The following is a 25,113-nucleotide window of genomic DNA, read 5'->3' as shown; positions in this document are numbered from 1 at the left end:
TTTGAAAAATATACAGGGTAAACCCAACAATAAATAACTTTTATTCCCTCTAAAAAAACACCCATGCACCCTTAGTAATTTACCCATAAAAAAAGCCCTGTACTTAAGTACAGGGTTTTCATTAAGCATTCATCTAAAACAATCACTAATTTACATAGCGTCCTGCTTAACCGCCAAAATCATCCAGCATAATGCTTTCAGGTTCCACGCCGTTGTCGATCAACATCTTGATCACAGCGGTGTTCATCATAGGCGGCCCACACAGATAGTATTCACAATCTTCGGGGGCTGGATGGTTTTTCAAATAGTTTTCAAACAACACGTTATGGATAAAACCCTTATAACCTGTCCAGTTGTCTTCAGGCAAGGCATCCGACAAACCGACATGCCAGGTAAAATTGGGGTTTTCCTTGGCCAACATATCAAAATCTTCCACATAGAACATTTCGCGTTTGCTACGAGCGCCATACCAAAAAGACATCTTACGCTTGGATTTAATCCGGCGTAACTGGTCAAAAATGTGCGAACGCATCGGTGCCATACCTGCACCACCACCGACAAAGATCATCTCAGCCTCAGTCTCCTTGGCAAAAAACTCACCATAAGGCCCTGAAATAGTACATTTGTCACCGGGTTTCAAATCAAAGATATATGATGACATAATGCCCGGCGGTACGCTTTCATCAGCACGCGGCGGCGGTGTTGCAATCCGCACGTTAAGCATGATTTCTTTTTCGACTGGGTAACTCGCCATCGAATAAGCACGCAACGCGGGTTCTTTCACTGTGGATACATAGCGCCACAAATTGAATTTATCCCAGTCTTCACGGTACTCTTCTTCAACATCAAAATTGCTGTACTTAGCCACATGCGGCGGACATTCAATCTGAATAAATCCACCGGCACGGTAGTTAATGGCTTCGCCTTCTGGCAAATCCAACACCAATTCTTTAATAAAAGTGGCCACGTTATTGTTGGACTTAACGGTGCATTCCCATTTTTTAATACCGAACACTTCGTCTTCGACTTCAATGTTCATATTGTGCTTAACAGACACCTGGCAAGACAGACGCTCACCGTGGGCAGCTTCTCGCTTGGTGATGTGGCTTAACTCAGTTGGCAAGATTTCGCCGCCACCTGAGTGTATCTTTACTTTACACTGGCCACAGGTACCGCCGCCGCCGCACGCAGAGGACACAAATAAACCGTTATCCGCCAACGCACCCAATAATTTTGATCCTACAGGGACGTGAATTTTCTTTTCATTATTAATGAGAATTTCAACGTCACCTTCTGCCACTAATTTACTCTTTGCACCGATAATACCAAACACCAGTGCAATCACGAATCCCGTGAAAATAATAATCCCTAACAAAATTTCCAGCATGACAGCCCCTTAAAGTTGGATTCCAGAGAAAGCCATGAAGCCAAGCGACATCAGACCTGCGGTAATAAACGTAATACCCAGACCTTGTAAACCTACGGGGATATCACTGTATTTAAGTTTTTCGCGCACGCCTGCCATCACGGTAATTGCCAATGCCCAACCTAGGCCACTGCCAACACCGTAAGTGACGCTTTCGCCAAAGTTATAATCGCGTTCAATCATGAACAAACTGCCGCCTAAAATCGCGCAGTTTACCGTGATTAACGGTAAGAAAATACCCAGAGCAAAATACAAGGCGGGGAAAAACTTGTCTAACACCATTTCTAAAATTTGCACCAGCGCTGCAATCATACCGATGCAGCTTAGCAACGCCAAAAAGCTTAAATCCACACCTTTAATGCCCATCCACGACAGAGCATCTTCTTGCAACAAGGCATGGTAAACAAAGTTGTTGGCCGGTACAGTAATGGCTTGCACCACCATAACCGCTACACCTAAACCCATTGCGGTAGAAATCTTTTTGGACACCGCAATAAACGTACACATGCCTAAAAAGAAGGACAGCGCCAAATTTTCAATAAAAACCGCTTTTACAAATAAACTTACATAAGCTTCCATCAGTGATGTCCCCCTTCACCGTGCGCTATATCCAAAATTTTAAAGTCGATTTTTTCCTGTTGTTCTGGCTTCCACTGACGCACAGACCAAATGATTAAACCAATGATGAAAAACGCGCTAGGTGGTAACAGCATCAAGCCGTTAGGATCATACCAGCCGCCATCTTTGGTCAATTTAAAGACTTCAAACCCCAGCAATTTTCCAGACCCTAAGGTTTCTCTAAAAAACGCTACAATAATTAAGATCAGGCTGTAACCCGCGCCATTGCCGATACCGTCCATAAAACTTTCGATGGGCGGGTTCTTCATGGCATAACCTTCCGCACGACCCATGACGATACAGTTGGTAATAATCAAACCAACGAATACCGACAAAGATTTACTGACATCGTAAGCCACTGCCTTTAGCACCTGATCCACCACAATGACCAAAGAAGCAATAATGGTCATCTGGACAATAATACGGATGCTGCTGGGAATATGATTTCTAATCGCACTGATGGCCGCGCTGGAAAACGCCGTCACCAAGGTTAACGCCAACGCCATAATCAAAGACGTGGTCATCTGCGAAGTTACCGCCAGCGCCGAACAAATCCCCAACACCTGTAAGGTAATCGGGTTGTCGTTGACCAACGGTGCGATCAAGACTTTTTTAGTTTCGTCATTGATCAGTTTATTTTTTAGCTCATCATTTAATATCGCACTCATGATTTGGCCTCCTTAAGCTTAACGGTTCTTACCTTGTTCAAATACTTGGCAAAACCTTCTTCGCTCATCCAGTATCTGACCAAATTAGTAACCCCGGTGCTGGTTAATGTTGCGCCTGCCAAGCCGTCAACTTCATAGATGGCTTCTGGCTTGTTGTTATCCACTACGCCTTTAATCAGATGCAAAGCAGGTTCGCCAAAATCAGCGCCTTCCACCGAGCCTTTATCGAACGAATGTTGCTCAGTTTCCGCATAGACTTTTTTGCCTTTCCATAATGCACGCCATTTTGGATTAACGACTTCACCGCCTAATCCCGGTGTTTCAGCTTGGTCATAAAAGTTGATGCTTTGCACGGTTTGGCCGTCAGAATCCAGCGACAAAAAGCCGTACAGTGTAGACCACAGGCCATAACCACTCACTGGCAAGATGATAGATTTGATTTTTTCGCCGTCTTTTACCAAAAACACTTTGGCCACTTTAGCTTTTACACGAATATGGGCAACGTCTTTAGTTTTAGGGATAGCGATGCTTTGCGCAGGATCTTTAGCCGCTTTGCGTTGGTCGTAAGCGTCAGCATCCATGTTATCGACATAGCTACCGGTTTCTAAATCGACCAGTTTCGGTTCAATACGTTCAGAAAAGGCTTTATCAATATCGGCACCGTCTTCCAGTAAGCCCGCCACATCCAGGATATTCTTCTTCATATCCAAAGACTTGTTGTAGACTTGCATCGGTTTTAACGCCACAGCGCCAAATGATACCAATACTGCACACACTAAGCACAGCGCAACCGCGATAGCGAATGTTTTTTCCAGACTGTCATTGCCTAAGGCAAGTACTTTATCTTTGTAGGCTTTAAACTTTTGATAATGCTCACACTTATCGAGTGTGGCACATAATTTTTGATATTGCTCAGACTTTAGCATGGCGTTTCATCCTCCGTCTAATGTTGGCCTGAATAACGAAGTAATCTATGGTTGGGGCAAACATATTGGAAAATAAAATAGCCAGCATAATGCCTTCTGGAAACGCAGGGTTAACCACGCGAATCAACACAGTCATGATGCCCACCAATGCCCCGTAAACCCAACGACCGGTATCGGTCATCGCAGCACTGACAGGGTCAGTCGCCATGTACACCATACCAAACGCGAAGCCACCCATGGTCAAATGCCAGTACCAGGGGATAGAGAACATGGGGTCGGTATCGCTACCAATCACGTTAAACAACAAGGACATCGCTACCATACCGGCAAATACACCACCGATAATGCGGTACGAAGCCACACGGGTGTAGAGCAAAAACGCTGCGCCGATTAAGATCGCCAAGGTAGATGTTTCGCCCAAACAGCCAGGTTCAAAGCCCAAAAACGATTGCATCCAGCTATAACCTGCCGCATACACGGCATCCAAACCACCGTTAGCCGCCAGTGCCAAAGGTGTCGCTGCGGTATAACCATCCACAGCAACCCACACAGCGTCACCGGAAATAGAAGCAGGATAGGCAAAATACAAAAATGCACGGCCGGTTAACGCAGGGTTCAAAAAGTTTTTACCAGTTCCGCCAAACACTTCTTTACCGATAACAATACCGAAAGAAATACCCAGTGCAACCTGCCATAACGGCATGTCGGGCGGCATAATCAAGGTATACAGCATGGACGATACCAAGAAGCCTTCGTTGACTTCATGGCCACGCACGGTAGCAAATACCACTTCCCACACACCGCCTACCGCTAAGGTAATGATGTAAATAGGTAAAAAGTACAACGCACCATGCACCATATTGGATAACGGATTGGCCGCATTATAGCCAAACACCGACATAATCATGCTGCGCCAGTTGTCTATCTGCGCCAAGCCCATCACTTCCATGGCATGGTTGGCTTGATAACCGGTATTGTACATAGCCATCAATACGCAAAACAGCGTACCAATCACCACAAAAGTCATGGTGCGCTTTAAATCATTGCCATCACGGACGTGCGTTGAACCGCGCGTCACATCGGCAGGTGTGTATATAAAAGTATCCACCATCTCGTAGAGACCGTAATACTTCTCAAGCTTACCGCCTTTTGTAAAATGCGGCTCTATGCTATCTAAAATATCTCTAGCCGACATTTACCCTTCCTTCTCGATTTTAGTTAAATTGGCCCGTAATACCGGTGCAAAATCATGTTTACCGGGATCAACAAACGTAAAGAGAGACATATCCTCTTCATCCAATTCCAGACAACCCAACAATTGCGCCTGATCAGAATCGCCTACCACCAAAGATTTTAATAACGGTGTCGATAAAATATCCAACGGCATCACGGTTTCGTAAATACCCACCGGTACAATCGCACGGTTACTGCCATTTTTGTCTGTCGTCAACGGGAACTTGCGGTCTATGCCTTTTTTGCGATCTATACTGGAGGTGTAAACATCCAATGCCGAATACTTGTCTTTACCAGGCACTATCCAGCCGAACAATTCACGCGCACGGCCTTCTTGCAACGCCGAGACCTGATTACTGTAACAGCCTAAATAATTTGCCCAACCTTCAGCGATATGGCCATACAATACTGAACCAGAAATCACACGATTTTCCACCGCTTCCAGCTCATTAGCGACCAAATCAGTTAAGTTAGCCCCCACACGGGTACGCACTAAACGTGGATTTTTAACCGTAGGCCCTGCTAAAGACACAATTCTTTCAACGTTTAACTTACCCGTGGTAAACAAAGCACCGATAGCGATAACCGCTTGGTAATCAATTGTCCACACGACAGTATCAATACTGACCGGATCAATAAAATGAATGTGTGTGCTAGGCAATCCCGCTGGATGTAAGCCTGAAAACTCAGCCACGACCACTGAAGGCGTGCTGCCTACGGCAATATTAGCGCCGGTTGCTTTACAAACATAGGTCTTGCCATCTGTTAATTTGGCAATAACAGCCAAACCATTAGCAAAATCGTTACCGCGTGCTTTAATGACCACAACCGGATCAGCGGCCAAAGGACGGGTATCGATAGCGGTAACGAAAATGCTCTTAGGCTTGGCAGTCAGCGTTGGAATCTTGCCATAAGGCCGAGTACGCAAAGCCGTCCACAAACCCGAAGCAATCAGATTAGCTTTAATTTGCTCAACCGTTAAGCTGGCCAGTTCAGAATCTTTTACAGTTAAGAAAGTTTCTTGTTCATCGCCTTGCAGCTCAACCACTACCGATTGCAAGACACGTTTGTCACCACGATTGATTGATTTAACAATACCAGCACCGGGCGAAGTAAATAGACATCCAGGATTTTTCTTGTCAGAAAAGAGTGCTTGCCCAAGTTTGACCTTGTCGCCCTCACTGACCATCATCGTAGGCTTCATACCTACGTAATCCATACCCAAGATAGCAACAGATTTAACTGGATTGCCATCCCCAATAACTTGCTTGGGACTTCCCGTAATGGGTAAATCCAAACCTTTTTTAATAAAAAATTGCATTGTAATAAGCCTGCTCTCCAAACTTTGTGCGGCAAAATCAATGCCTTTTATTTAATACAAAACAAAAGGCGTATTAAGACCAAAAACGTCGGTATTACACCATAAAAACGCTGTTTTCTCAACAACAGCAAACCCCAAGTACGTGATAAGAATTGCGAAAAAAATTGATAACTAGCGTAAATTATTATCCGATTCTATTATTTTCATGCTTGAAATCCCACCATTAAACCCATAATATAACGATATAACAGGAAGTTATATTAAAATTCGACAGTTTTACTCCCCGTTAAAAAAATTGCACCAGCACTGCTTTCTTCTAGCCATCCGTAAAACTTAAAAAAGACAATAGTGAAATCATTATAAAAATTAAACTAACAGCAATGTAACATTAAAGACAATAGACTTAAATCTCCTTATTTTAGTGACGCCCTAAATTATCGCATGAGATATTTTGGGTATAGAATTAAGATGCGCTACGCCCCTATTTCTAGCCGTTAACTTGAAGTTTGCAAGTGGATAACAAAAGTATCCGCCAATATAGGTCATTTTGCGTCTATTTCTTTTACATTTAAAATAAACTTTACAAAATCACAAGTTATTAGAAACATATAGCACTAAACCCTAAATCGCCTTTCGAAAATATGTCATTTTTTTTTACAATCATCACAAGCAAAAAAAATAAAATTTAATATAAACAGTATGTTATGTATTGGCACGAACATTGCTTTACTATTCATGGCGTGTAGCATGATTATTGTGTTATTGTTTAACGTAAGGAGTCCACCTAAATGTATACCAAAAAAACGCTTGCTCAGGCGATATTTGTGCTTGGGCTATTGCTCAACACGCCCACTTATGCAAGCATAATTGTTATTGATAATTTTTCTGTCGATCAACAACCCATAAAAGATAGCACAGCAGACAACTCACCCATTTTTGTTACTAATGAAGTGCGCACGCTCAGCCACAATTTGCTTACCTTTAGCCAGCCACCACAAAGCGCAGCGACAATATCTTATGGCGTCCTAAATATAAGTAATGGTATAGGCGAAAATAGTCAAGTTACCGTTTCATGGCTTCTTAAAAGTGATTTATTGTTTGGCGCTAAAAGTGCTACTTTTGATTTTGCCTCTATTAAAGCTGACAATCCAACCAACTTAAAGTTTTTACTCAATAACGCAGAATTAGTAAAGTTTGGTATTTCAGCTAATACTCACAAGCCTATGTCGTTCGCACTTAGTTCCGAGCAACTGCTTGCCATTAAAGGTGGTGGAACACTTGCACTAGAGGTTAATGGCGCGTCTGGCTGGGATTTAAGCGTGGATGCCATTAGCTTTCCTACCGACAATCAAGCCACAAATATTCCCGAACCCGCATTAATGGGATTAGTGGGTATTAGCTTGACAGCGCTTAGTTTTGCGCACAAAAAGAGAAGCTGAATATTAAGCTCTCCGTTAACATTATTTACCAATCTATACCCTATTAATCAATAACTTGAAAAAAAGTCTCACCCTCTTTAATCATTCCTAATTCATCGCGCGCTCTTTCCTCAATGGCTTCCTGGCCTTTTCTTAAATCTAAAACTTCAGCATAAAGCGCCTGATTACGTTCTTGTTTTTCTGTAGCCAGTGTCTTTAACTCATCAAGACGCTGCTGGTAAGTTTTAATCTGCGCAAGGCTCGCATCGCCAACCCATAATCGATATTGGAGATGAACGATGAGCGACAGCATAATAAACATCAAAATTTTCATAGTTTTTGGGTTAACAAGAGGAAATACCTAGAAAGTAATTCCCCTTGTTTCTGAGCTTATATTACAGCATTCTAAAAGCGCTGCGGCCTGCATACACCGCCAAATCGCCTAACTCTTCTTCGATTTTCATCAAGCGATTGTATTTAGCAACACGGTCAGAACGGCTTAATGAGCCAGTTTTAATTTGGCCAGTGCCGGTAGCAACCGCTAAATCAGCAATTGTAGTATCTTCGGTTTCGCCAGAACGGTGTGACACCACAGCTGTATAGCCTGCTGCATGCGCCATATCAATCGCCGCCAAGGTTTCAGTTAAAGTACCGATTTGATTGACTTTAATCAAAATTGAATTAGCAATGCCTTTATCAATACCTTCTTGCAAGATTTTTGGATTGGTCACGAATAAATCATCACCGACCAATTGCACACGATTGCCCAATTTTTCGGTTTGGTCTTTCCAGCCCGCCCAATCATTTTGATCCAAGCCATCTTCTATGGAAATAATCGGGTATTTATTGACCCATTCCACAAAAAAATCATTCATTTCCGCTGAATTAAAGCTACGGCCTTCAGCCGATAATTCATAACGACCGTTTTTGTAATATTCAGAAGCCGCTGCATCCATGCCTAAGAAAATATCGACACCGGCTTTATATCCCGCTTTTTCAATGGCTTCTAAAATAACTTCAATGGCTTCTTCGTTAGAAGACAAGTTAGGTGCAAAACCACCTTCATCGCCTACGGTGGTTGCCAATCCACGGTTTTTTAACACTTTGGCTAAATTATGGAACACTTCCGCGCCGTAACGAATGGCTTCACGGAAGGTTGGCGCGCCGACCGGCAAAATCATAAATTCTTGCAAATCAACGCTGTTATCCGCATGTGAGCCACCGTTGATGATATTCATCATCGGCACAGGCATAATGAATTTACCGGATTGATTCAAGTAACGGTACAAAGGCACGCCAGCATCTTTAGCAGCCGCATGAGCGACCGCCATCGAAACCGATAAAATGGCATTAGCGCCTAAACGGGCTTTGTTGTCTGTGCCATCTAATGCAATCATTGCTTTATCAATGGCTTGTTGATCATTCGCATCCAAGCCCACAATGGCAGCTCGGATTTCGGTGTTAACGTTGTTAATTGCGTTTAACACGCCTTTACCTAAATAACGATTTTTATCACCATCGCGTAATTCAATCGCTTCGCGCTCACCGGTGGATGCACCAGACGGCACCATTGCACTGCCAACAATACCAGAATCCAAAATAACATCGGTTTCTAAGGTTGGGTTACCACGTGAATCTAAAATTTCTCTTGCTTTAATATCAACGATTTTACTCATGTTGCTGTTTTGCTCCGAAGATTAAAAATAAAAACATTCTGTGCCTAAGCACACTTTAAAAATAAGGGATGACATTAACTGTCTTTAAATAAGGCAACTAAATCAATCGCTAAATCAGGAAATACAAACGATACGGCTCGATCATCATCGGCATAACTGTTGATTAATTGATAAGCAGTCTCATCACCTTGTAAAACAAATTGCTGGATAACCTCTTCATAAGGATAGACCAACCAATATTCTTTTACACCGCTTTCTGCATACAGCGCGTGCTTGGTTTTGACTTCCTTTTTAGAATTGCCTTTCGATAAAATCTCAATAATCCAATCCGGCGCACCGTTACAACCTTGTTCATCCAGTTTGCTGTTATCGCAAATTACGCAAATATCGGGCTGTACAACCGTGGTGATGTCTTTATTGGCCAACAAGGATTTTTTACGGTCGTACAAGCGCACATCAAACGGTGCTGAAAAAGCACTACACGATTTATGATTAAAGTAATTAAATAAAGTCCCGCTGAGTTGCCATGAAAGTCTTTGGTGCTTAACATTTGGCGCAGGCGACATCAATTGTATTTTGCCTTTAATTAACTCTACCGCATCTGCAAACTGCCAGGTCAGATAATCGGCATAACTGTAACTGGCCGTTAAATCAAGCTGGGATAATTGGGTAATTTTCATCATGACACCACTATAACAGCACTTACATTACAAAATTGTTTCAATGAACGGCTGACGCTTAACCACGTTATCCAAAGCCATAAGCGTTTCTAATAATTCTCGCATTCTATGTAATGGCCACGAATTTGGCCCGTCACTTTTGGCCTCGCTAGGATTAGGATGCGTCTCCATAAACAACCCTGCGATACCCACTGCCACCGCAGCCCGTGCCAATACGGGGACGAACTCGCGCTGTCCACCTGAGTGTGTACCTTGTCCACCGGGCAATTGTACCGAATGCGTGGCATCAAACACCACGGGGCACGCAGTATCGCGCATTACCGCCAAAGAGCGCATATCCGACACCAAGTTATTATAGCCAAAAGATACGCCGCGTTCGCACACCATAATCTGCTGATTGCCGGTAGCCTTGGCTTTATTGGCAACATGCACCATATCCCACGGTGCTAAAAACTGGCCTTTTTTGATGTTAACCGCAATGCCTTGCGACGCTACAGCTTGGATAAAATTGGTTTGCCGACATAAAAACGCAGGGGTTTGCATCACATCAACCACGCTTGCCACTTCTGCAAGCGGGGTGTCTTCATGTACGTCGGTTAGTACGGGTACGCCGATTTGTTGTTTAACTTTGGCCAGTATGTTTAAGCCTGTTTCAAAACCCAAGCCCCGAAAGGTTTCGTGTGATGAGCGGTTAGCCTTATCAAACGAGGATTTATAGATAAACGGGATGTTTAAGGCTGTGGTTAGCTCTTTAAGATAGCCTGCTGTATCAATGGCCAGTTGTTCACTTTCTATAACGCATGGCCCTGCTATCAAAAAAAAGGGTTGATCTAAGCCTACTTCAAAACCGCATAATTGCATGTTATTCTCGTTTTATTCCATTGGTAATAAATTTGCCAGTAAGGTTTCTGGCGCAATGTCTTGTTCGTTCGGCCAGGTTATTGCACCGAATAAAATATCCACTTGATTAAAATAATGGACATTCTTTAATTCACGGCACACGCCAATATCTAAGTAGGGTTTTACATCAAAAAACCCACAACGGCCATCTTCAATTTCAACATAGAGTTGATAATCAGCCAGTGGTTTAACAAATTTGACATCCCAATACATACGCTTACAGTGGAGTGATTTTGTAAGGAGTTTCACCACTGACAGCTAACTCCCAATCAGCCATGAGTTCATCATGACGTAGTTCAATCCACGCTTGAACAAGACGCAACTGTTTTCGCGGTATTTGTCCAGCTAGAATTTCTCCATCATCAATAGCAATTGAAGCATCGAACTCCGCATATTTGGCATGAATATGCGGTGTGTGGTGATGTTGATTATCCATAAGGTATAACCGAATGATAATCCCGTAAAACATGGAAATAATAGGCATGATGAATTTTATCTAATTTATCTCAACATCAATCAGTTGATTGTTTTCAACGTTTTTTATTGCTTCTAAAAGCTGTGCTTTATTTGCGGGATTACTCAGCAAATAAGCTGTTTCATCGTGTATATCCGCAACTTCAAACCAACCTTCCGCTGCTTCATTTATATTCGCTACCGTTTCTTCAAATGTCTCGCCCTCTGAAACGCAACCCGATAAAGCAGGAATTTCCGCCCAAAAACCACCTTCTTCAGCAGGGTGAACCACAACTTGCAGTTTCATAAATGCCTCCTAATTTTTAGCCTTATTTTCAAACAGGGTAAGCTGGATAACAACAAAAAACAAAATCACTGTCCGCTACGCACTAACCGCACCTGACTACAGAAATCCTTATTGTTCAAATAATCTTTGGGACTGAGAAAACCGAAGTATGATTTGCCGTAACCCTGTGAGTAATTAGATGCATCTAGGGATGATGACCAAAAATTCCCACCACTATTATTGGGGAAAACATCAGAATTAATATATCTATGTATAGTAACCAGAGTTTCCAACTCATTCATTGTGGGTAATCGCCAATCTATATAACCAGCATACCCGCCTTTTTCATTGAAAACTTCCGCAACCTTCAAAGCATTTTCCCAGTTCACTTCTCGTGAGTGACCGTTTGCTGTTTCATTTCCCCAAACTTGCTCATGAGTAAAGCGCAACCACATTAAATCTATTTCTGTATCAATAGCAAGACCATCTATTAACTTAAATTTTCCAACAATTTGCCAAAAACATTTTTTATCTTTCAATCGCTTAAAAATCAACTCAGCAATTTGTTCAGGAGTATTTATTCGCAAATCGATCCAACGATCAATGCTAAAAATACCAGGCATATCGACATCATCAAAACGTAATAGCATGATGTCTTTATCTTCTCGTTTTTTAATTAAATCGCGAATAGCTCGCCACTCCAAGCCACACCATTCTTTACGCTCATAATCGATGCACAAAAACGGTATGATCAGCTGCGAATCTTGGTGGTAAATTTTTTGCAGATAAGTATCAAAATTCATAGAAGGAAATTTATCTTCATGCCAAGCATCATAAAAAACGGCTTCTTTACCCAATTGCTCTGCTAACAATTCAGCGACTTGCAATACATAATCGCGCTTTTCGCCTGGAAACGATAAAGCAACTTTAAAACGTTTATCGGACATTATCCCTTCTAATCGCTTGACTGCTTATGCAACGCCGCCGCCCTAACAAACCCCGAAAACAACGGATGCCCACGCCGTGGCGTTGAAGTAAATTCCGGATGAAACTGACAGGCCAAAAACCATGGATGGTCAGGAATCTCAATCATTTCTACTAGTCGTCCATCAATTGACTTACCGGAAAACCGTAAACCGGCTTGTTCCAAGCGTTCATAATACTGGTTATTAAACTCATAGCGATGGCGATGGCGCTCAGTAATCACATCTTGCTGATAAGTTTGATGCGCCAAAGAACTGGGTTCTAACTGGCATTGCTGACCACCCAAACGCATGGAACCACCCAAATCGGTTTGCTCATCACGGGTTTCTAGCTGGCCGCTGTCATCCATCCACTCGGTAATCAAGCCAATCACCGGATGCGGCGTCGCCTGCACAAACTCAGTACTGTGCGCACCCGCCAAATTCGCCATATTTCTAGCAAACTCAATAACCGCCACTTGCATACCTAGGCATATACCCAAATACGGAATTTTGTTCTCGCGGGCATAACGCACGGTAGCAATTTTGCCTTCCACGCCACGTTCACCAAAACCACCCGGCACCAAAATAGCATCGACATGTTTGAGCTGGGCAATGCCCTCATCTTCAATAGTCTCTGAATCAATGTAAATGATTTTCACCTTGTTCAAGGTAGCAATACCGGCATGAATCAACGCTTCATTCAATGATTTATATGCATCAGAATGATCGACATATTTACCCACAATGGCAATCGTCACCTCAGCTGTCGGATGCGTTAACGCTTCAACGACATTGTGCCACTCGGTTAAATCGGCAGGCGGTACATTCAGGCGCAGCTTATGCACAACAATGTCGTCCAGGCCTTGCGCGTGCAACAACAACGGAATGCGGTAAATTGAATCCGCATCAATTGCAGAAATCACCGCTTTTTCTTCTACATTGGTAAACAAGGCAATTTTGCGGCGATCACTTTCCGGAATGCTTTGTTCAGACCGACAAATCAGAATATCTGGCTGAATACCAATAGAGCGTAATTCTTTAACCGAATGCTGCGTAGGCTTGGTTTTTATCTCGCCTGCCGAACGAATATACGGCACCAAGGTTAAATGGATAAACAGCGATCTTTCCGCGCCCAGCTCAAAACGCATTTGCCGAATAGCTTCCAAAAACGGCAAGGACTCAATATCACCCACCGTGCCGCCCACTTCAATCAATGCCACATCCATGCCTTCGGCGCTTAAATAGATACGGTTTTTAATCTCATCGGTAATATGCGGAATAACCTGAACGGTCGCGCCTAAATACTCACCCCTGCGCTCTCGTTTCAGTACACTGTCGTATACTTGGCCAGTGGTAAAACTGTTTTTCTTGGTCAGTGTGGTTTTAAGAAAGCGTTCATAATGACCTAAATCCAGATCAGTTTCCGCGCCATCCTCAGTGACAAATACTTCGCCATGCTGAAATGGGCTCATAGTCCCCGGATCAACATTGATATAAGGATCGAGCTTAGTCATGGTTATTTTGAGACCACGCGCCTCAAGAATGGCAGCAAGCGATGATGCCGCGATGCCTTTGCCGAGCGAAGACACCACTCCGCCGGTAATGAAAATGTATTTTGTCATGTGGGATTGAATGCTCAGAGTGTATCTGAAGAAAGGTCGTAAAACGTAGACATTTTAATCGACAATACGCTTGTCGTCATGATCTTTCCGGATTTATTTACCAGATCACATAAAAAAACGCATAAACTATTGATTTAATGGGTTAATCAGCAAAAACCAGATCATTTAAGCAATATACTGCAAAATAAGATGTTTTTATTATCCATGGCGTTATTGTAACGCACGCAATACCAGTCGTATGGATTCATTTGTTTCGCTGTAAAAATCGCTGCTTATCCATTTATCACCGACAGCGGCCAGCTTATCATCCAAATAAATGAAAGGCAGCATCAATCGATCCCATGGCGGAATGCCGGCTTCTTGAAATAAATTTTTCAACGAATGATGATCCACTCGCGCAGGTAAAGATATTTTCTCGCACTTTACGCGAAACCTGACAACAATTTTGGCATTTCGCCAATATTCAACAGGTATGCCACTAGATGCGGGCACACAAGACAGTGTGCGATTATCACCCAGAGCTATAGATGTTATGGTATTTGGCCAGATAAAATCAGCTAATAACGGTTGAGGGGAATGCTTTAAGCAATATAATTTATCCCGATAGCGACGAATACTGATGCCCTGCCCTGCCAATATCGGATCACTGTTTTGCCGTGCATGAATCACCTCCTGAAAAATTCGCTGTACAAATGCCTGGGCGGGCATTTTTAAAGCCAGCTGCTGAAACCATGCTCGGATAATATGCTGCTGTTGTGAAGCCTCAAACGCTTGTAACTGGCTTAATAATAGCGTGTTGTCATCGGCATTAAATACTGATGAAAACCATTGCCGGGCAATTTGTGTAATTAAGATTTCCGCACTCGCACAATGCGCAGCTGAACGACTCACAGTTTTATCCAGCGCAGGCCAGCGTTGCTTTAATAGCGGTAAAATGTCATTACGTAAATAGTTACGGTCATAATCGTTTTGGGCATTACTTGGGTCTTCAATCCATCGCAATTGCTGGACCCTCGCATAATCATCAATGTCTTGTTTGGCTACATTCAACAAAGGCCGCAACAGTACACCTTGTCCAAAGGCCATAGTTTCCGGCATTCCCGACAAACCCCGCAAACCACCGCCACGAAACAGTTGCAATAATACCGTTTCCAACTGATCTTCCCTGTGCTGAGCAACTAACAAAGCGCAATCAACGTCAATCAACGCTTTTAGCGCGGTATAACGGGCATTTCTGGCAGCTTCTTCTGGGCTTTCACCGTGCTTAGGCGAAGCATCAACCCGTAACATTTTAAAATCGATCCCCAGTTCGCACGCCGTATGTTGGCAATGTTTCGCCCAATTATCAGCTTCAGGTTGTAACCCGTGATGCACATAAACAGCGGTAATCTTGTGTTTTAAATCAACTATTGATGCACATAAATGCAACAACACATGCGAATCCACCCCCCCACTGTAGCCCACGTAAACACGAGATAGGCAGGGCGAATTTAATTGTGCCGCAATAAACGATGAGGAAAGTAACATAGCGATTATTGTAAGCGCTGATAATCGCTGTGCAAGGAAATTTTAAACAAGACCCCATCTAAAAAACATGTTTTTTACACTAAAAATAAAAAAATTACTGTAAAAATACAGTGACTAAACAAATTAATAAATAATTTTTTTACACAATAAAGTATAATTATCCCAGGTATTAGGATATACCCAAATAACTGCATTTTCGTAATGTCATTTATTTTAAAGCCCTGTCTACAATTATTTTTATGAGTCCAAAAATGAAACATCCAAACAACGCGAGCGCTGCCGCCAAGGTCGCCTCATGCCTGCTGCTACTGCTTTATCTCACTACATTTCTCTCACTGGCTCATGCTAGCCAATCCAATAACTATGCTGCATTTGGAAATAGCAACGGCGACATATACACCCTTGCGAATGATGGCAAGCTGCGCTGGTTTCAACATACTGACCGTATGGTCGGCAAGCATCCGCTAGCCGACAACCAAAAGGCAAAAATCGTAGGCGACATGACAACATTAAGCAACTGGTCCACTACTAAAGTTATTCCGGCCAATGAAGGCGTTATTTACCTGATAGACAATAAGGGACAACTGTTATGGTCACGCTATGACAGCAAATTTACCGGCAGCCAACAGTGGCTTAACCCCAATAAAATGACCGTCATTGGCAACGGCTGGCAAAATTACCAGCATGTTTTTTCAGGCGGCGATGGGGTTATTTATGCGCTAACCACCGATGGAAACATGCGCTGGTTTCGACATACCGGTTGGCAAGATGGCTCAAACAAATGGGCTGCTGGCAGTGGCAAACAGATCAGTAAAGGCTGGCAAGGCACAGCTAAAATATTTTCCGGCGGCGATGGCGTGATCTACTCCATCATTAAAGGTGGCCGGTTGCGTTGGCACAGACATCTGGGTCGATTAACCGGAGAAGATAACTGGTCAAATAAAGGCATACACAAAACCGTTGGCTTTAACTGGCAAAATTTTCGTCACGTATTCTCCAGCGGAGACGGTGTTATCTATGGCACAACAAGTAACGGCGATTTGGCCTGGCATCGACATAATGGCTGGCTAACAGGCATGGACTTGTGGGCACGCGCTCCGCAAACGAATGCCAGTAGAGTGATTGCTAACGGTTTAAGCTTACATTAACGCCCTTTAAATATCACGGCGGATTAGCTCAGCTAATCCGCCCATGTTACTGCGCCACATTTTAGCCGTCTCCTTAACCTTAACGTTGGTAACGTTTACCTGTTTTCCGATCAACCTTTACGATTGCACAGTGGTTACCTTTTAATGTAGGACACAGCAATTATTGTTCCAAATGTCCATACCTGTAAAAATTTATTTACACGACAAAGCCTCGTGAATAACACTATTATTTACATAATATTTTATAGAAAAATACCGGATATACAGTCACTAACAATTTATTTATATTATTATTTTACATAATAAAGTATAGTTAACCACGGTATATAAACATACTAAATTCAATCTAAATTTACAGATATGTAATTTTTTTCATAACTGTATTACCTCTTGTTAACGTTTATTTTTGGAAGCCCTAAAAATGAAACTCATAAACTTTTCTAGCAGTATTTGCAACAAAACCGCTTCATCCTTACTACTAATGCTGTGCCTGACAGGATTTACCTTGCCCGCCCAAGCCATTCAAAGTGCTTATGCCGCTTTTGCTGATGGTGATGGCGATATTTACACTATTGCCAAAAACGGTAAACTGCTCTGGTATCAGCATACGGGGCGCATGACCGGCGCAGATAGTTGGGTAAACTTTGGCACAGCAAAACTTGTAGGCGATAAAGCAACCCGCAACAACCTGCTTAATAAAAAAATTTTTTCCGGTGATGACGGCATCATTTACACCATTACCAATAGCGGCAAACTGTTATGGTCACGCCATGATGGTCGATTTACCGGCAGCCAAGTCTGGGCTAACCCAGGAAAAGCAACCCTCATAGGCAATGGCTGGAATAAATATACACAGGTTTTTTCTGGCGGTGATGGCGTTATTTATGCCATAACCACCGATGGAAAAATGCTATGGTACAGACACTCTGGCTGGCTGGATGGCGTTAACAAATGGGCGGCAGGCAGCGGCAATCAAGTCGGCAAAGGCTGGCAAGATACAACCAAAGTATTTTCTGGCGGTAATGGGGTTATTTACTCCATTATGAAATCAGGACTGTTGCGCTGGCATCGACATAATGGGCGTTTGACAGGAGCTGACGATTGGGCCAACAAAGGTGCACAGCGTCAGGTGGGTTATAACTGGCAAGGCTTCCGACAAGTGTTTACCGGCGGCGATGGCATTATATATGGCATAAAAACCAACGGGGATGTGGTGTGGAACCGGCATATCGGCTGGTTAACAGGGGTAAACGCATGGGCACCTGCACCCAGCACAGAATCAGGTAGCATTATTGCCAATGGCTGGATTTTGCCTTAGCAACGGCAAGTTTGAAACATAATGGCGGATTCCTTAAATCCGCCATTACAAAAGTATTATTTACTGGTATCTTCGTAATAAGCGCCAAAGCCCATTAATTTGTGGTAACGATTTTCCAGGACATTTTCAATCGGCTGTTGTTTCAAATCAGTCAGATGCCTTACCAAGACATCTTTTAAATTCAGCGCCGTGGCTTTAAAATCCCGATGCGCACCGCCCAAAGGCTCTCTAACAACCTCATCCAGTAAACCTAATTCGCGAATACGATCCGAGGTAATCCCCATGGCTTCTGCAGCTAGTTGGGATTTATCAGCACTTTTCCACAAAATAGTCGCACAACCTTCCGGCGAAATCACCGAATACGTACTGTACTCCAGCATAATCAAACGGTCACCTACGCCAATTGCCAGCGCTCCACCGGAACCACCTTCACCGATGATGGTACAAATAATCGGGGTTTTCAAGGTAGCCATTTCAAAGAGGTTGCGGGCAATAGCTTCGCTTTGGCCCCGCTCTTCAGCACCAATACCCGGATAAGCGCCCGGCGTATCAATTAAACAGATAATAGGAACACTAAAGCGCTCGGCTAATTTCATTACCCGCAGGGCTTTGCGATAACCTTCAGGGCGCGGCATACCAAAATTACGGTAGATTTTTTCCTTGGTATCGCGACCTTTTTGATGACCAATAATCATTACCGCTTGCCCGCCTAAACGCGCTAAACCGCACACGATGGCAGGATCGTCGGCATACATGCGGTCGCCATGCAACTCGCTAAAATCGGTAAATATATGCTCAATATAATCAAGCGTGTATGGCCGCCCAGGGTGTCTTGATAACTGGGAAATCTGCCAATCGGAAAGATTACCGAACACGGCTTCTTTTTGTGCCTGGCTTTTTTCCTCTAGCTGCCTGAGCTCATCTGAGATATTAATATCATCGTTAAACTTCACTTTGTGAAGTTCTTTAATCTTCGCTTCTAGTTCGGCGATAGGTTGTTCGAAATCGAGAAATTTTAGATCCATGTAGACCTGACGTAAAAGTGAAAGTGTAGCCAAGGATTCTATAGAAATTTAACCATGAATTCCATAGCATCTTGAACACAATCTAAATTCGCTATCTAGTAAGCTTAACGGCAGGTATTCACCTGGCTTTTAAAAACAGCGGCTTGAGGGGCAGGTTTTCCAATAGATCGCCCTTTAACTGCTTTTATTTAAAGAGCGGACTGAACGAGTACAGTTAATAATATTGTCACATTTTAAAGTCTAAAAATGGCATACAAATTGCTTAGACTTAACAAGTGTGCTGAATTGTCTTGCAATCCATTAAAATAGACACCACTTTAGTGCAGTAGCTTAAAAAACGCACCAACTTGAAACAATCAACTCAACAACTTAAACAATAGAGAATAATATGCAAATAGGAATGATCGGTCTGGGAAAAATGGGCGCTAACATGGCCAGACGATTAATAAAGGGCGGGCATTATTGCGTGGGTTTTGATGTCAATGCCACCAACGTAGACAATTTAAAGCAAGAAGGCGGACAAGGTGTGGGTAGCCTACAAGAATTGGTTGCCAGCTTGCCAGTGCCGCGTATTTTGTGGTGCATGGTACCTGCGGGCGAGTTGACCGAAAATACCGTCACCGCATTATCTGAACTATTAGATGAAGGCGATATCATTATAGATGGCGGCAACTCTTTTTATAAAGATGATGCCCGCCGTGCAAAAACGCTGGCTACTCAAGGCATTCATTACCTGGATGTGGGCACTAGCGGCGGTGTTTGGGGCGTTGAAAGAGGCTATTGCCTGATGATTGGCGGGCCTAAACAGCAAGTAGAGCTGCTGGATCCTATCTTTAAAACCTTGGCACCTGGTAAAGGGGATATTGACCCTACCCCAGGCCGTGATAATTTTACCGGTACTGCCGAACAAGGCTATTTGCATTGCGGCCCTGCAGGCTCTGGGCACTTTGTAAAGATGGTTCATAATGGCATTGAATACGGCATGATGATGGCGTATGCCGAAGGTTTTGACATCATGCGCAACGCTGATTCCGAAAACCTGCCAGAAAACTTACGCTTTGATCTGGACTTGCCTGAAATTGCCGAAGTATGGCGACGCGGCAGTGTCGTCGGTTCGTGGTTACTGGATTTAACGGCCATTGCCTTGGTTGAAAATCCTGATTTATCCAATTATACCGGCTATGTAGAAGATTCCGGCGAAGGTCGCTGGACAGTGCAAGCTGCGATTGAAGAAGCGGTTCCGGCGCATGTATTAACAGCGGCGTTGTTCTCTCGTTTCCGTTCGCGCCAACAAAACACTTTTTCTGACAAAATGATCTCTGCCATGCGCAAGCAATTTGGCGGCCATATTGAAAAAACCAAACCCTCCTAAACAGCAACAATCCATCCTTTAAACATAGCAGGTGAACTTATGACGCATCAAGAACTTTGGCAACGCTACCAGGATTGGCTGTATTTTAACGAAGAGCTGGGGCTGTACGTAGATGTCAGTCGCATGAACTTTAGCGATGAATTTGTTGAATCGTTACAACCCAAATTTGCCAAGGCGTTTCAGGATATGGTGGCGCTGGAAAATGGTGCCATCGCCAATCCAGATGAAAATCGCCAAGTGGGGCATTATTGGTTACGTGCGCCAGAACTGGCTCCTAAAGCGCTACAGCCGGAAATTATTGATACCTTGGCGCACATTGAAAGTTTTGTTGCACAAGTCCATTCAGGCGCTATTCGCCCACCGAATGCGCCTAAGTTTACCGATATTATCTCGATAGGTATTGGCGGCTCTGCACTGGGGCCAAAATTTGTCGACAAAGCCCTCACATCAGATTCCCCTCCGCTCAACATTCAGTTTATCGACAACACCGATCCCGATGGCATGGATCATATTCTCAATGGTTTAAAAGACCGTTTAGCCAGCACCATGGTTATCGTTATTAGTAAATCCGGCGGCACCTCCGAAACCCGTAACGGTTTATTGGAAACTAAACACGCCTATCAAAAACAAGGTTTGGATTTCCCCCATTATGCGGTGGCTATTACGCTGGCGGGCAGTAAAATGGATGTGGTGGAAAATTGTGATAGCTGGTTGGCAAAATTTGCCATGCTGGATTGGGTAGGCGGCCGCACCTCAGAAATGTCATCCGTTGGCTTACTGTCTGCCGCATTGCTGGGTATCGATATTCGTGCCCTGTTAGCCGGTGCTAAAGCAATGGACATCGCCACGCGCGTGCCGAATGTAAAACATAATCCGGCAGCGTTATTAGCACTGTGCTGGTATCACGCTTGCCACGGTGGAAGCCATAAAAACATGGTTATTCTGCCTTATAAAGACAGCTTGGTGTTGTTTTCACGCTATCTGCAACAGTTAGTCATGGAATCGCTCGGCAAGGAAAAAGATCTGGACGGCAATATCGTACACGAGGGCATCACTGTTTATGGCAATAAGGGATCTACCGATCAACACGCTTACGTGCAACAACTGCGAGAGGGTGCTGCGGATTTTTTCGCAACCTTCATAGAGGTATTGGAAGACCGCACCGGCGCGTCTATTGAAATAGAACCGGACGTAACAACCGGCGACTTTCTTTCCGGTGCGCTGCAAGGGACTCGCCAAGCCCTTTACGATAAACAGCGCGAATCCATTACCATCTCTGTACCCAGAGTGGATGCCCGATGCGTGGGGGCTTTAATTGCTTTGTATGACCGAGCAGTCGGTCTTTATGCCTCTTTGGTGAATATTAACGCGTATCATCAACCGGGTGTAGAAGCCGGTAAAAAAGCCGCCACCGAGTTTTTAGAGCTACAAAGACAGATTTTGTCGGCGTTAAAAGCCATCGAACAGCCCATATCGCTGGCGACATTAGCAGAAAAAGTGGGCGCTGCCGATGAAGTGGAAACCATCTACAAAGTAGTCCGGCACTTAGCCATGAATCCACGCGGCATTGTATTACACGGCAACCTTGCTAAACCCGCAGAACTTACCGTCAGTTTAAATCATTAAACTACTCATGACGGCTTACCCCTTAATTTTGGAGACTTTACGTGCCTGACACAAAAGCCATTAACCCGTTGACTGCTGGAATGAATATCACCCAAACGCCACAACCTTGCACATTGGTGATCTTTGGCGGCGGCGGTGATTTAACGCGTCGTAAACTGTTGCCAGCAGTCTACAATCAAGCGCTCGATGGAGAATTGCCTGCTAATTTTGCCGTACTGGGTCTCGCTATTGAAGAGATGGACGACACTAAATACCGTGAGTTTGCCCGCAAAGGCATTGAACAGTTTTCAAGGCAACCCTTGAATACCGCCTTCTGGACGGGCTTTGAAAAACGCATCCATTATTTACAGGGTTCTTTTGATAATCCTGATATTTACGTTCAGCTTAAACAACGTCTGGAAGACATTGAGAGCCAGTTCAGCATTCCTGGCAATCGGGTCTTTTATTTAGCCATTCCTCCATCGCTGATAGAAACCTGCGTCTCTCAACTTAAAGCCGCAGGCTTGGTAATGCCTGTCGATGATAACAGTGCTTTTTCACGTATCATTGTTGAAAAACCCATTGGCAGAGATTTGGAAAGTGCCCGTAAAGTCAATGCAACCTTGTGTAATAACTTCGCTGAGCAGCAAATCTACCGTATCGATCATTATCTGGGCAAAGAAACCGTACAGAATATTCTGGCCATGCGTTTTGGTAATGCCATTTTTGAACCGTTATGGAACTCAAAATACATCGATCATGTGCAAATTACGGTGGCCGAAGAAGAAGGCGTAGGCACACGCGCCGGTTATTACGATAGCGCCGGCGCATTGCGCGATATGATCCAAAATCATATCCTGCAATTACTATCGCTGATTGCTATGGAGCCGCCTTGGACTATGGATGCCGATGTCATCCGTGACCATCGACAAAATATACTCAATTGTCTACGACCCATCACTAGCGAAAATTTTGATCAGCATGTGGTACGTGCGCAATACGGCCCAGGCTTTCATCACGGTGAAGATGTACCGGGTTATCGGCGCGAAGCCGGTGTTGCACAAGATTCTGTAACCGAAACCTATATCGCCCTTAAAGTGTTTATAGATAACTGGCGCTGGGCGGGTGTGCCGTTTTATATCCGCACGGGCAAGCGCTTGGGGGCTCGCGATGCCTCCATTGTGATTAACTTCAGACCCGCACCGCACGCGATTTACCAATCGCCCCCGGGTGCAGCAAACCGCTTGGTGATTAATTTGCAGCCCAAAGACGGTTTGGAGCTGCACTTGTTTTCACAGGGCGCCAACCAACGTGCACCTGCAGGCAGCAGAAGCACGCAAACCTTGGCGCCTGTGCAATTAGACTTGGATTTTGACAAACGCTTTGGTACCGAGCGCGTGGGCGCGTATGAGCGCTTGCTGTTGGACGTGCTGGCGGGTCGCTTGAATTTGTTTGTGCGTAGCGACGAGCAAGAATGTGCTTGGCGCTGGGTCGAACCGATTTTGGACGCTTGGAAAGCTGACGCACAAGGTCCGCGCACCTACGCAGCGGGAAGCTGGGGGCCAAGTGCTTCTAGCGCCATGATTGCGAAAGATAACTTTTGCTGGGCTGAAGAATGTTGACCCCCACGCTTGTCGCTTCGCGTACTGCGCTGCCCCCCGAGGGGGTTAATCTTGCTTGGGGCGGCCCTGCGCTTCGATTGTCATGTTAGAACGCGTCAAAGCCTCGCTACCCTCGCTCGCACCGGCTGAGCAGCGCGTCGGCAAGCTCGTGTTGAACGACCCGCGTGCGTTTGCCAACCTGCCCATCAGTGTGCTGGCGGACCGCGCCCACGTGAGCAAACCCACTGTCGTTCGGTTTTGTCGCAGCATGGGGTATGACGGCTTGTCTGATTTCAAACTCAAGCTCGCCGGCAGCGTGAACGAAGGCGTGCCCTTCATCCACCGCAGCGTGGACGTCGACGACAAAACGGGCGACGTGATGGTGAAAGTCATCGACAACACGGTTGCCGCCTTTTTGAAATACCGCAACGATGCCATCACGGGCGCCATAGAAAAAGCCGTCGTCACCTTGGCAGAAACACATGCAACAGGCAGACGTATTGAGTTCTACGGTGCAGGCAACTCGGGCATCGTGGCGCAAGACGCACAGCACAAGTTTTTTAGGCTGGGCTTGAACACCATCGCCTACAGCGACGGCCACATGCAAGTCATGAGTGCGTCCATGCTGGGAGCCGGTGATTGCGTCGTGATTATTTCCAACTCAGGTCGGACACGCGATTTGATGGACGCCTGCGACATTGCGCGCAAAAATGGGGTTACCACGATTGTGATCACCACCAGCGGCTCACCCTTGGCATCGGCCGGGAATATCCACCTAGCAGCCGATCACCCAGAAGGCTTTGACAAGTACAGCCCCATGGTGTCGCGTTTGATGCATTTGATGATCATCGATATTTTGGCGACCTGCGTGGCGTTGCGCATTGGTGGCTCTAAACTTCAGCCCATGTTGCAAGGCATGAAAAACAACTTGCGCAGCAAACGCTACGCTTGAACCGCTTTATTTTCCACTAAAAAACACCTTGCCATAGGCCGCGGCAATGTGCGTTTTGGTGTTGTCGCTGTCAGTCATGATGCCTACGCTGATTAAATTTCCGGGTACTTCGCCAAACGCCTTTTCAAAATCTGCGTGAATATTGCGTTGGTAATCTAGCCATTGACGCAGGTTTTTAGACCCCGACTCCACCACCACACTGCGGATTCTGTCCGTTCTCGGGTTAATCACCACACTACCTGCTTGACGCTTGTTGCACCACACGTACATCAAAGTGGCGTAGGGCATGGGCTCACCTGTCATCACTTGCGCCAATTCAGACAACATGGCGTTTTTTGCAGAAAATTTGGATTTGTCGCCTTCAAAAGTCAAC

25 protein-coding genes are annotated in these 25,113 nt (G+C 44.6%); 7 read left to right on the top strand and 18 right to left on the bottom strand.

Annotated features, from left to right (window positions below):
- Positions 1–166: 166 nt before the first annotated feature.
- Genes nqrF through ACHZC4_RS03790 form a run of 6 tightly spaced genes read right to left on the bottom strand, consistent with a single transcriptional unit; the run spans position 167 to position 6,192 of the window.
- On the bottom strand, positions 167–1,387 hold the full coding sequence (nqrF, locus tag ACHZC4_RS03815) for an NADH:ubiquinone reductase (Na(+)-transporting) subunit F (RefSeq protein WP_394752465.1): 1,221 nt from the start codon (positions 1,385–1,387) through the stop codon (positions 167–169).
- Positions 1,388–1,396: 9 nt separating this feature from the next.
- Positions 1,397–2,005, bottom strand: coding sequence for an NADH:ubiquinone reductase (Na(+)-transporting) subunit E (nqrE, locus tag ACHZC4_RS03810; protein ID WP_394752464.1), 609 nt, complete (start codon positions 2,003–2,005; stop codon positions 1,397–1,399).
- Entirely contained in the window at positions 2,005–2,712 is a 708-nt protein-coding gene (locus tag ACHZC4_RS03805) for an NADH:ubiquinone reductase (Na(+)-transporting) subunit D (protein ID WP_394752463.1), read from the bottom strand. The genes nqrE and ACHZC4_RS03805 overlap by 1 nt, the downstream gene beginning before the upstream one ends.
- Positions 2,709–3,638, bottom strand: a complete 930-nt coding sequence (locus tag ACHZC4_RS03800; protein WP_394752462.1) for a Na(+)-translocating NADH-quinone reductase subunit C — start codon at positions 3,636–3,638, stop codon at positions 2,709–2,711. Before ACHZC4_RS03800 ends, ACHZC4_RS03805 begins: the two co-directional genes overlap by 4 nt.
- Positions 3,625–4,833 carry an NADH:ubiquinone reductase (Na(+)-transporting) subunit B gene (locus ACHZC4_RS03795; RefSeq protein ID WP_394752461.1) on the bottom strand — a complete coding sequence of 403 codons (1,209 nt, stop codon included), beginning with the start codon at positions 4,831–4,833 and terminating at the stop codon, positions 3,625–3,627. Before ACHZC4_RS03795 ends, ACHZC4_RS03800 begins: the two co-directional genes overlap by 14 nt.
- Positions 4,834–6,192: a Na(+)-translocating NADH-quinone reductase subunit A gene (locus ACHZC4_RS03790; RefSeq protein WP_394752460.1), complete on the bottom strand. Its 1,359-nt coding sequence runs from the start codon at positions 6,190–6,192 to the stop codon at positions 4,834–4,836.
- A 788-nt stretch (positions 6,193–6,980) separates the two neighbouring features.
- On the opposite strand from ACHZC4_RS03790, the gene ACHZC4_RS03785 reads away from it, so the two are divergent.
- Positions 6,981–7,631, top strand: a complete 651-nt coding sequence (locus ACHZC4_RS03785; protein WP_394752459.1) for a hypothetical protein — start codon at positions 6,981–6,983, stop codon at positions 7,629–7,631.
- Between the two features lie 43 nt (positions 7,632–7,674).
- Here ACHZC4_RS03785 and ACHZC4_RS03780 read toward each other — a convergent pair whose 3' ends face one another.
- The 10 genes from ACHZC4_RS03780 to tilS form a co-directional block, all read right to left on the bottom strand.
- Positions 7,675–7,944 (bottom strand): septum formation initiator family protein, encoded by a 270-nt coding sequence (locus tag ACHZC4_RS03780; RefSeq protein WP_394752458.1) that lies wholly within the window; start codon positions 7,942–7,944, stop codon positions 7,675–7,677.
- Positions 7,945–8,005: 61 nt separating this feature from the next.
- A complete protein-coding gene (gene eno, locus ACHZC4_RS03775) occupies positions 8,006–9,286 on the bottom strand; it encodes a phosphopyruvate hydratase (RefSeq protein ID WP_394752457.1) in 1,281 nt (426 codons plus the stop codon).
- A 74-nt stretch (positions 9,287–9,360) separates the two neighbouring features.
- Positions 9,361–9,969 carry a Uma2 family endonuclease gene (locus tag ACHZC4_RS03770; protein WP_394752456.1) on the bottom strand — a complete coding sequence of 203 codons (609 nt, stop codon included), beginning with the start codon at positions 9,967–9,969 and terminating at the stop codon, positions 9,361–9,363.
- A gap of 24 nt (positions 9,970–9,993) precedes the next feature.
- The gene (gene kdsA, locus ACHZC4_RS03765) at positions 9,994–10,827 is read right to left on the bottom strand and encodes a 3-deoxy-8-phosphooctulonate synthase (protein WP_394752455.1); all 834 of its coding nucleotides are present in this window, start codon (positions 10,825–10,827) and stop codon (positions 9,994–9,996) included.
- 12 nt (positions 10,828–10,839) lie between these two features.
- Positions 10,840–11,079: a DUF2442 domain-containing protein gene (locus tag ACHZC4_RS03760; RefSeq protein ID WP_394752454.1), complete on the bottom strand. Its 240-nt coding sequence runs from the start codon at positions 11,077–11,079 to the stop codon at positions 10,840–10,842.
- A gap of 4 nt (positions 11,080–11,083) precedes the next feature.
- The gene (locus tag ACHZC4_RS03755; protein WP_394752601.1) at positions 11,084–11,335 is read right to left on the bottom strand and encodes a DUF4160 domain-containing protein; all 252 of its coding nucleotides are present in this window, start codon (positions 11,333–11,335) and stop codon (positions 11,084–11,086) included.
- A gap of 27 nt (positions 11,336–11,362) precedes the next feature.
- Positions 11,363–11,626, bottom strand: a complete 264-nt coding sequence (locus ACHZC4_RS03750) for a type II toxin-antitoxin system HicB family antitoxin (RefSeq protein ID WP_394752453.1) — start codon at positions 11,624–11,626, stop codon at positions 11,363–11,365.
- 65 nt (positions 11,627–11,691) lie between these two features.
- Positions 11,692–12,552: a DUF1566 domain-containing protein gene (locus tag ACHZC4_RS03745; protein WP_394752452.1), complete on the bottom strand. Its 861-nt coding sequence runs from the start codon at positions 12,550–12,552 to the stop codon at positions 11,692–11,694.
- Between the two features lie 8 nt (positions 12,553–12,560).
- The gene (locus tag ACHZC4_RS03740; RefSeq protein WP_394752451.1) at positions 12,561–14,192 is read right to left on the bottom strand and encodes a CTP synthase; all 1,632 of its coding nucleotides are present in this window, start codon (positions 14,190–14,192) and stop codon (positions 12,561–12,563) included.
- A 210-nt stretch (positions 14,193–14,402) separates the two neighbouring features.
- A complete protein-coding gene (tilS, locus tag ACHZC4_RS03735; protein WP_394752450.1) occupies positions 14,403–15,719 on the bottom strand; it encodes a tRNA lysidine(34) synthetase TilS in 1,317 nt (438 codons plus the stop codon).
- Positions 15,720–15,970: 251 nt separating this feature from the next.
- Here tilS and ACHZC4_RS03730 point away from each other — a divergent pair, with 251 nt between their 5' ends.
- Positions 15,971–16,867 carry a tachylectin-related carbohydrate-binding protein gene (locus ACHZC4_RS03730; RefSeq protein WP_394752449.1) on the top strand — a complete coding sequence of 299 codons (897 nt, stop codon included), beginning with the start codon at positions 15,971–15,973 and terminating at the stop codon, positions 16,865–16,867.
- Positions 16,868–17,288: 421 nt separating this feature from the next.
- Positions 17,289–18,185, top strand: coding sequence for a tachylectin-related carbohydrate-binding protein (locus tag ACHZC4_RS03725; protein ID WP_394752448.1), 897 nt, complete (start codon positions 17,289–17,291; stop codon positions 18,183–18,185).
- Between the two features lie 56 nt (positions 18,186–18,241).
- Here ACHZC4_RS03725 and accA read toward each other — a convergent pair whose 3' ends face one another.
- Positions 18,242–19,210 (bottom strand): acetyl-CoA carboxylase carboxyl transferase subunit alpha, encoded by a 969-nt coding sequence (gene accA / locus ACHZC4_RS03720; protein ID WP_394752447.1) that lies wholly within the window; start codon positions 19,208–19,210, stop codon positions 18,242–18,244.
- A 388-nt stretch (positions 19,211–19,598) separates the two neighbouring features.
- Here accA and gnd point away from each other — a divergent pair, with 388 nt between their 5' ends.
- From gnd to ACHZC4_RS03700, 4 genes are all read left to right on the top strand, one after another.
- Positions 19,599–20,582 carry a phosphogluconate dehydrogenase (NAD(+)-dependent, decarboxylating) gene (gnd, locus tag ACHZC4_RS03715; protein WP_394752446.1) on the top strand — a complete coding sequence of 328 codons (984 nt, stop codon included), beginning with the start codon at positions 19,599–19,601 and terminating at the stop codon, positions 20,580–20,582.
- A gap of 39 nt (positions 20,583–20,621) precedes the next feature.
- The gene (locus ACHZC4_RS03710; RefSeq protein WP_394752445.1) at positions 20,622–22,208 is read left to right on the top strand and encodes a glucose-6-phosphate isomerase; all 1,587 of its coding nucleotides are present in this window, start codon (positions 20,622–20,624) and stop codon (positions 22,206–22,208) included.
- Positions 22,209–22,249: 41 nt separating this feature from the next.
- Positions 22,250–23,809, top strand: coding sequence for a glucose-6-phosphate dehydrogenase (zwf, locus tag ACHZC4_RS03705; RefSeq protein ID WP_394752444.1), 1,560 nt, complete (start codon positions 22,250–22,252; stop codon positions 23,807–23,809).
- Positions 23,810–23,891: 82 nt separating this feature from the next.
- Positions 23,892–24,740, top strand: a complete 849-nt coding sequence (locus ACHZC4_RS03700; protein ID WP_394752443.1) for an SIS domain-containing protein — start codon at positions 23,892–23,894, stop codon at positions 24,738–24,740.
- Between the two features lie 6 nt (positions 24,741–24,746).
- Here the strand turns inward: ACHZC4_RS03700 and ACHZC4_RS03695 are convergent.
- A partial coding sequence (locus ACHZC4_RS03695; protein ID WP_394752442.1) for a DUF3047 domain-containing protein occupies positions 24,747–25,113 on the bottom strand: 367 nt, incomplete at its 5' end.

The organism is Crenothrix sp., from assembly GCF_043729335.1.
Classification (GTDB): domain Bacteria; phylum Pseudomonadota; class Gammaproteobacteria; order Methylococcales; family Methylomonadaceae; genus Crenothrix.
The sequence above is the reverse complement of the archived record's forward strand: the minus strand, read 5'-3'. Positions and strand labels throughout refer to the sequence as shown.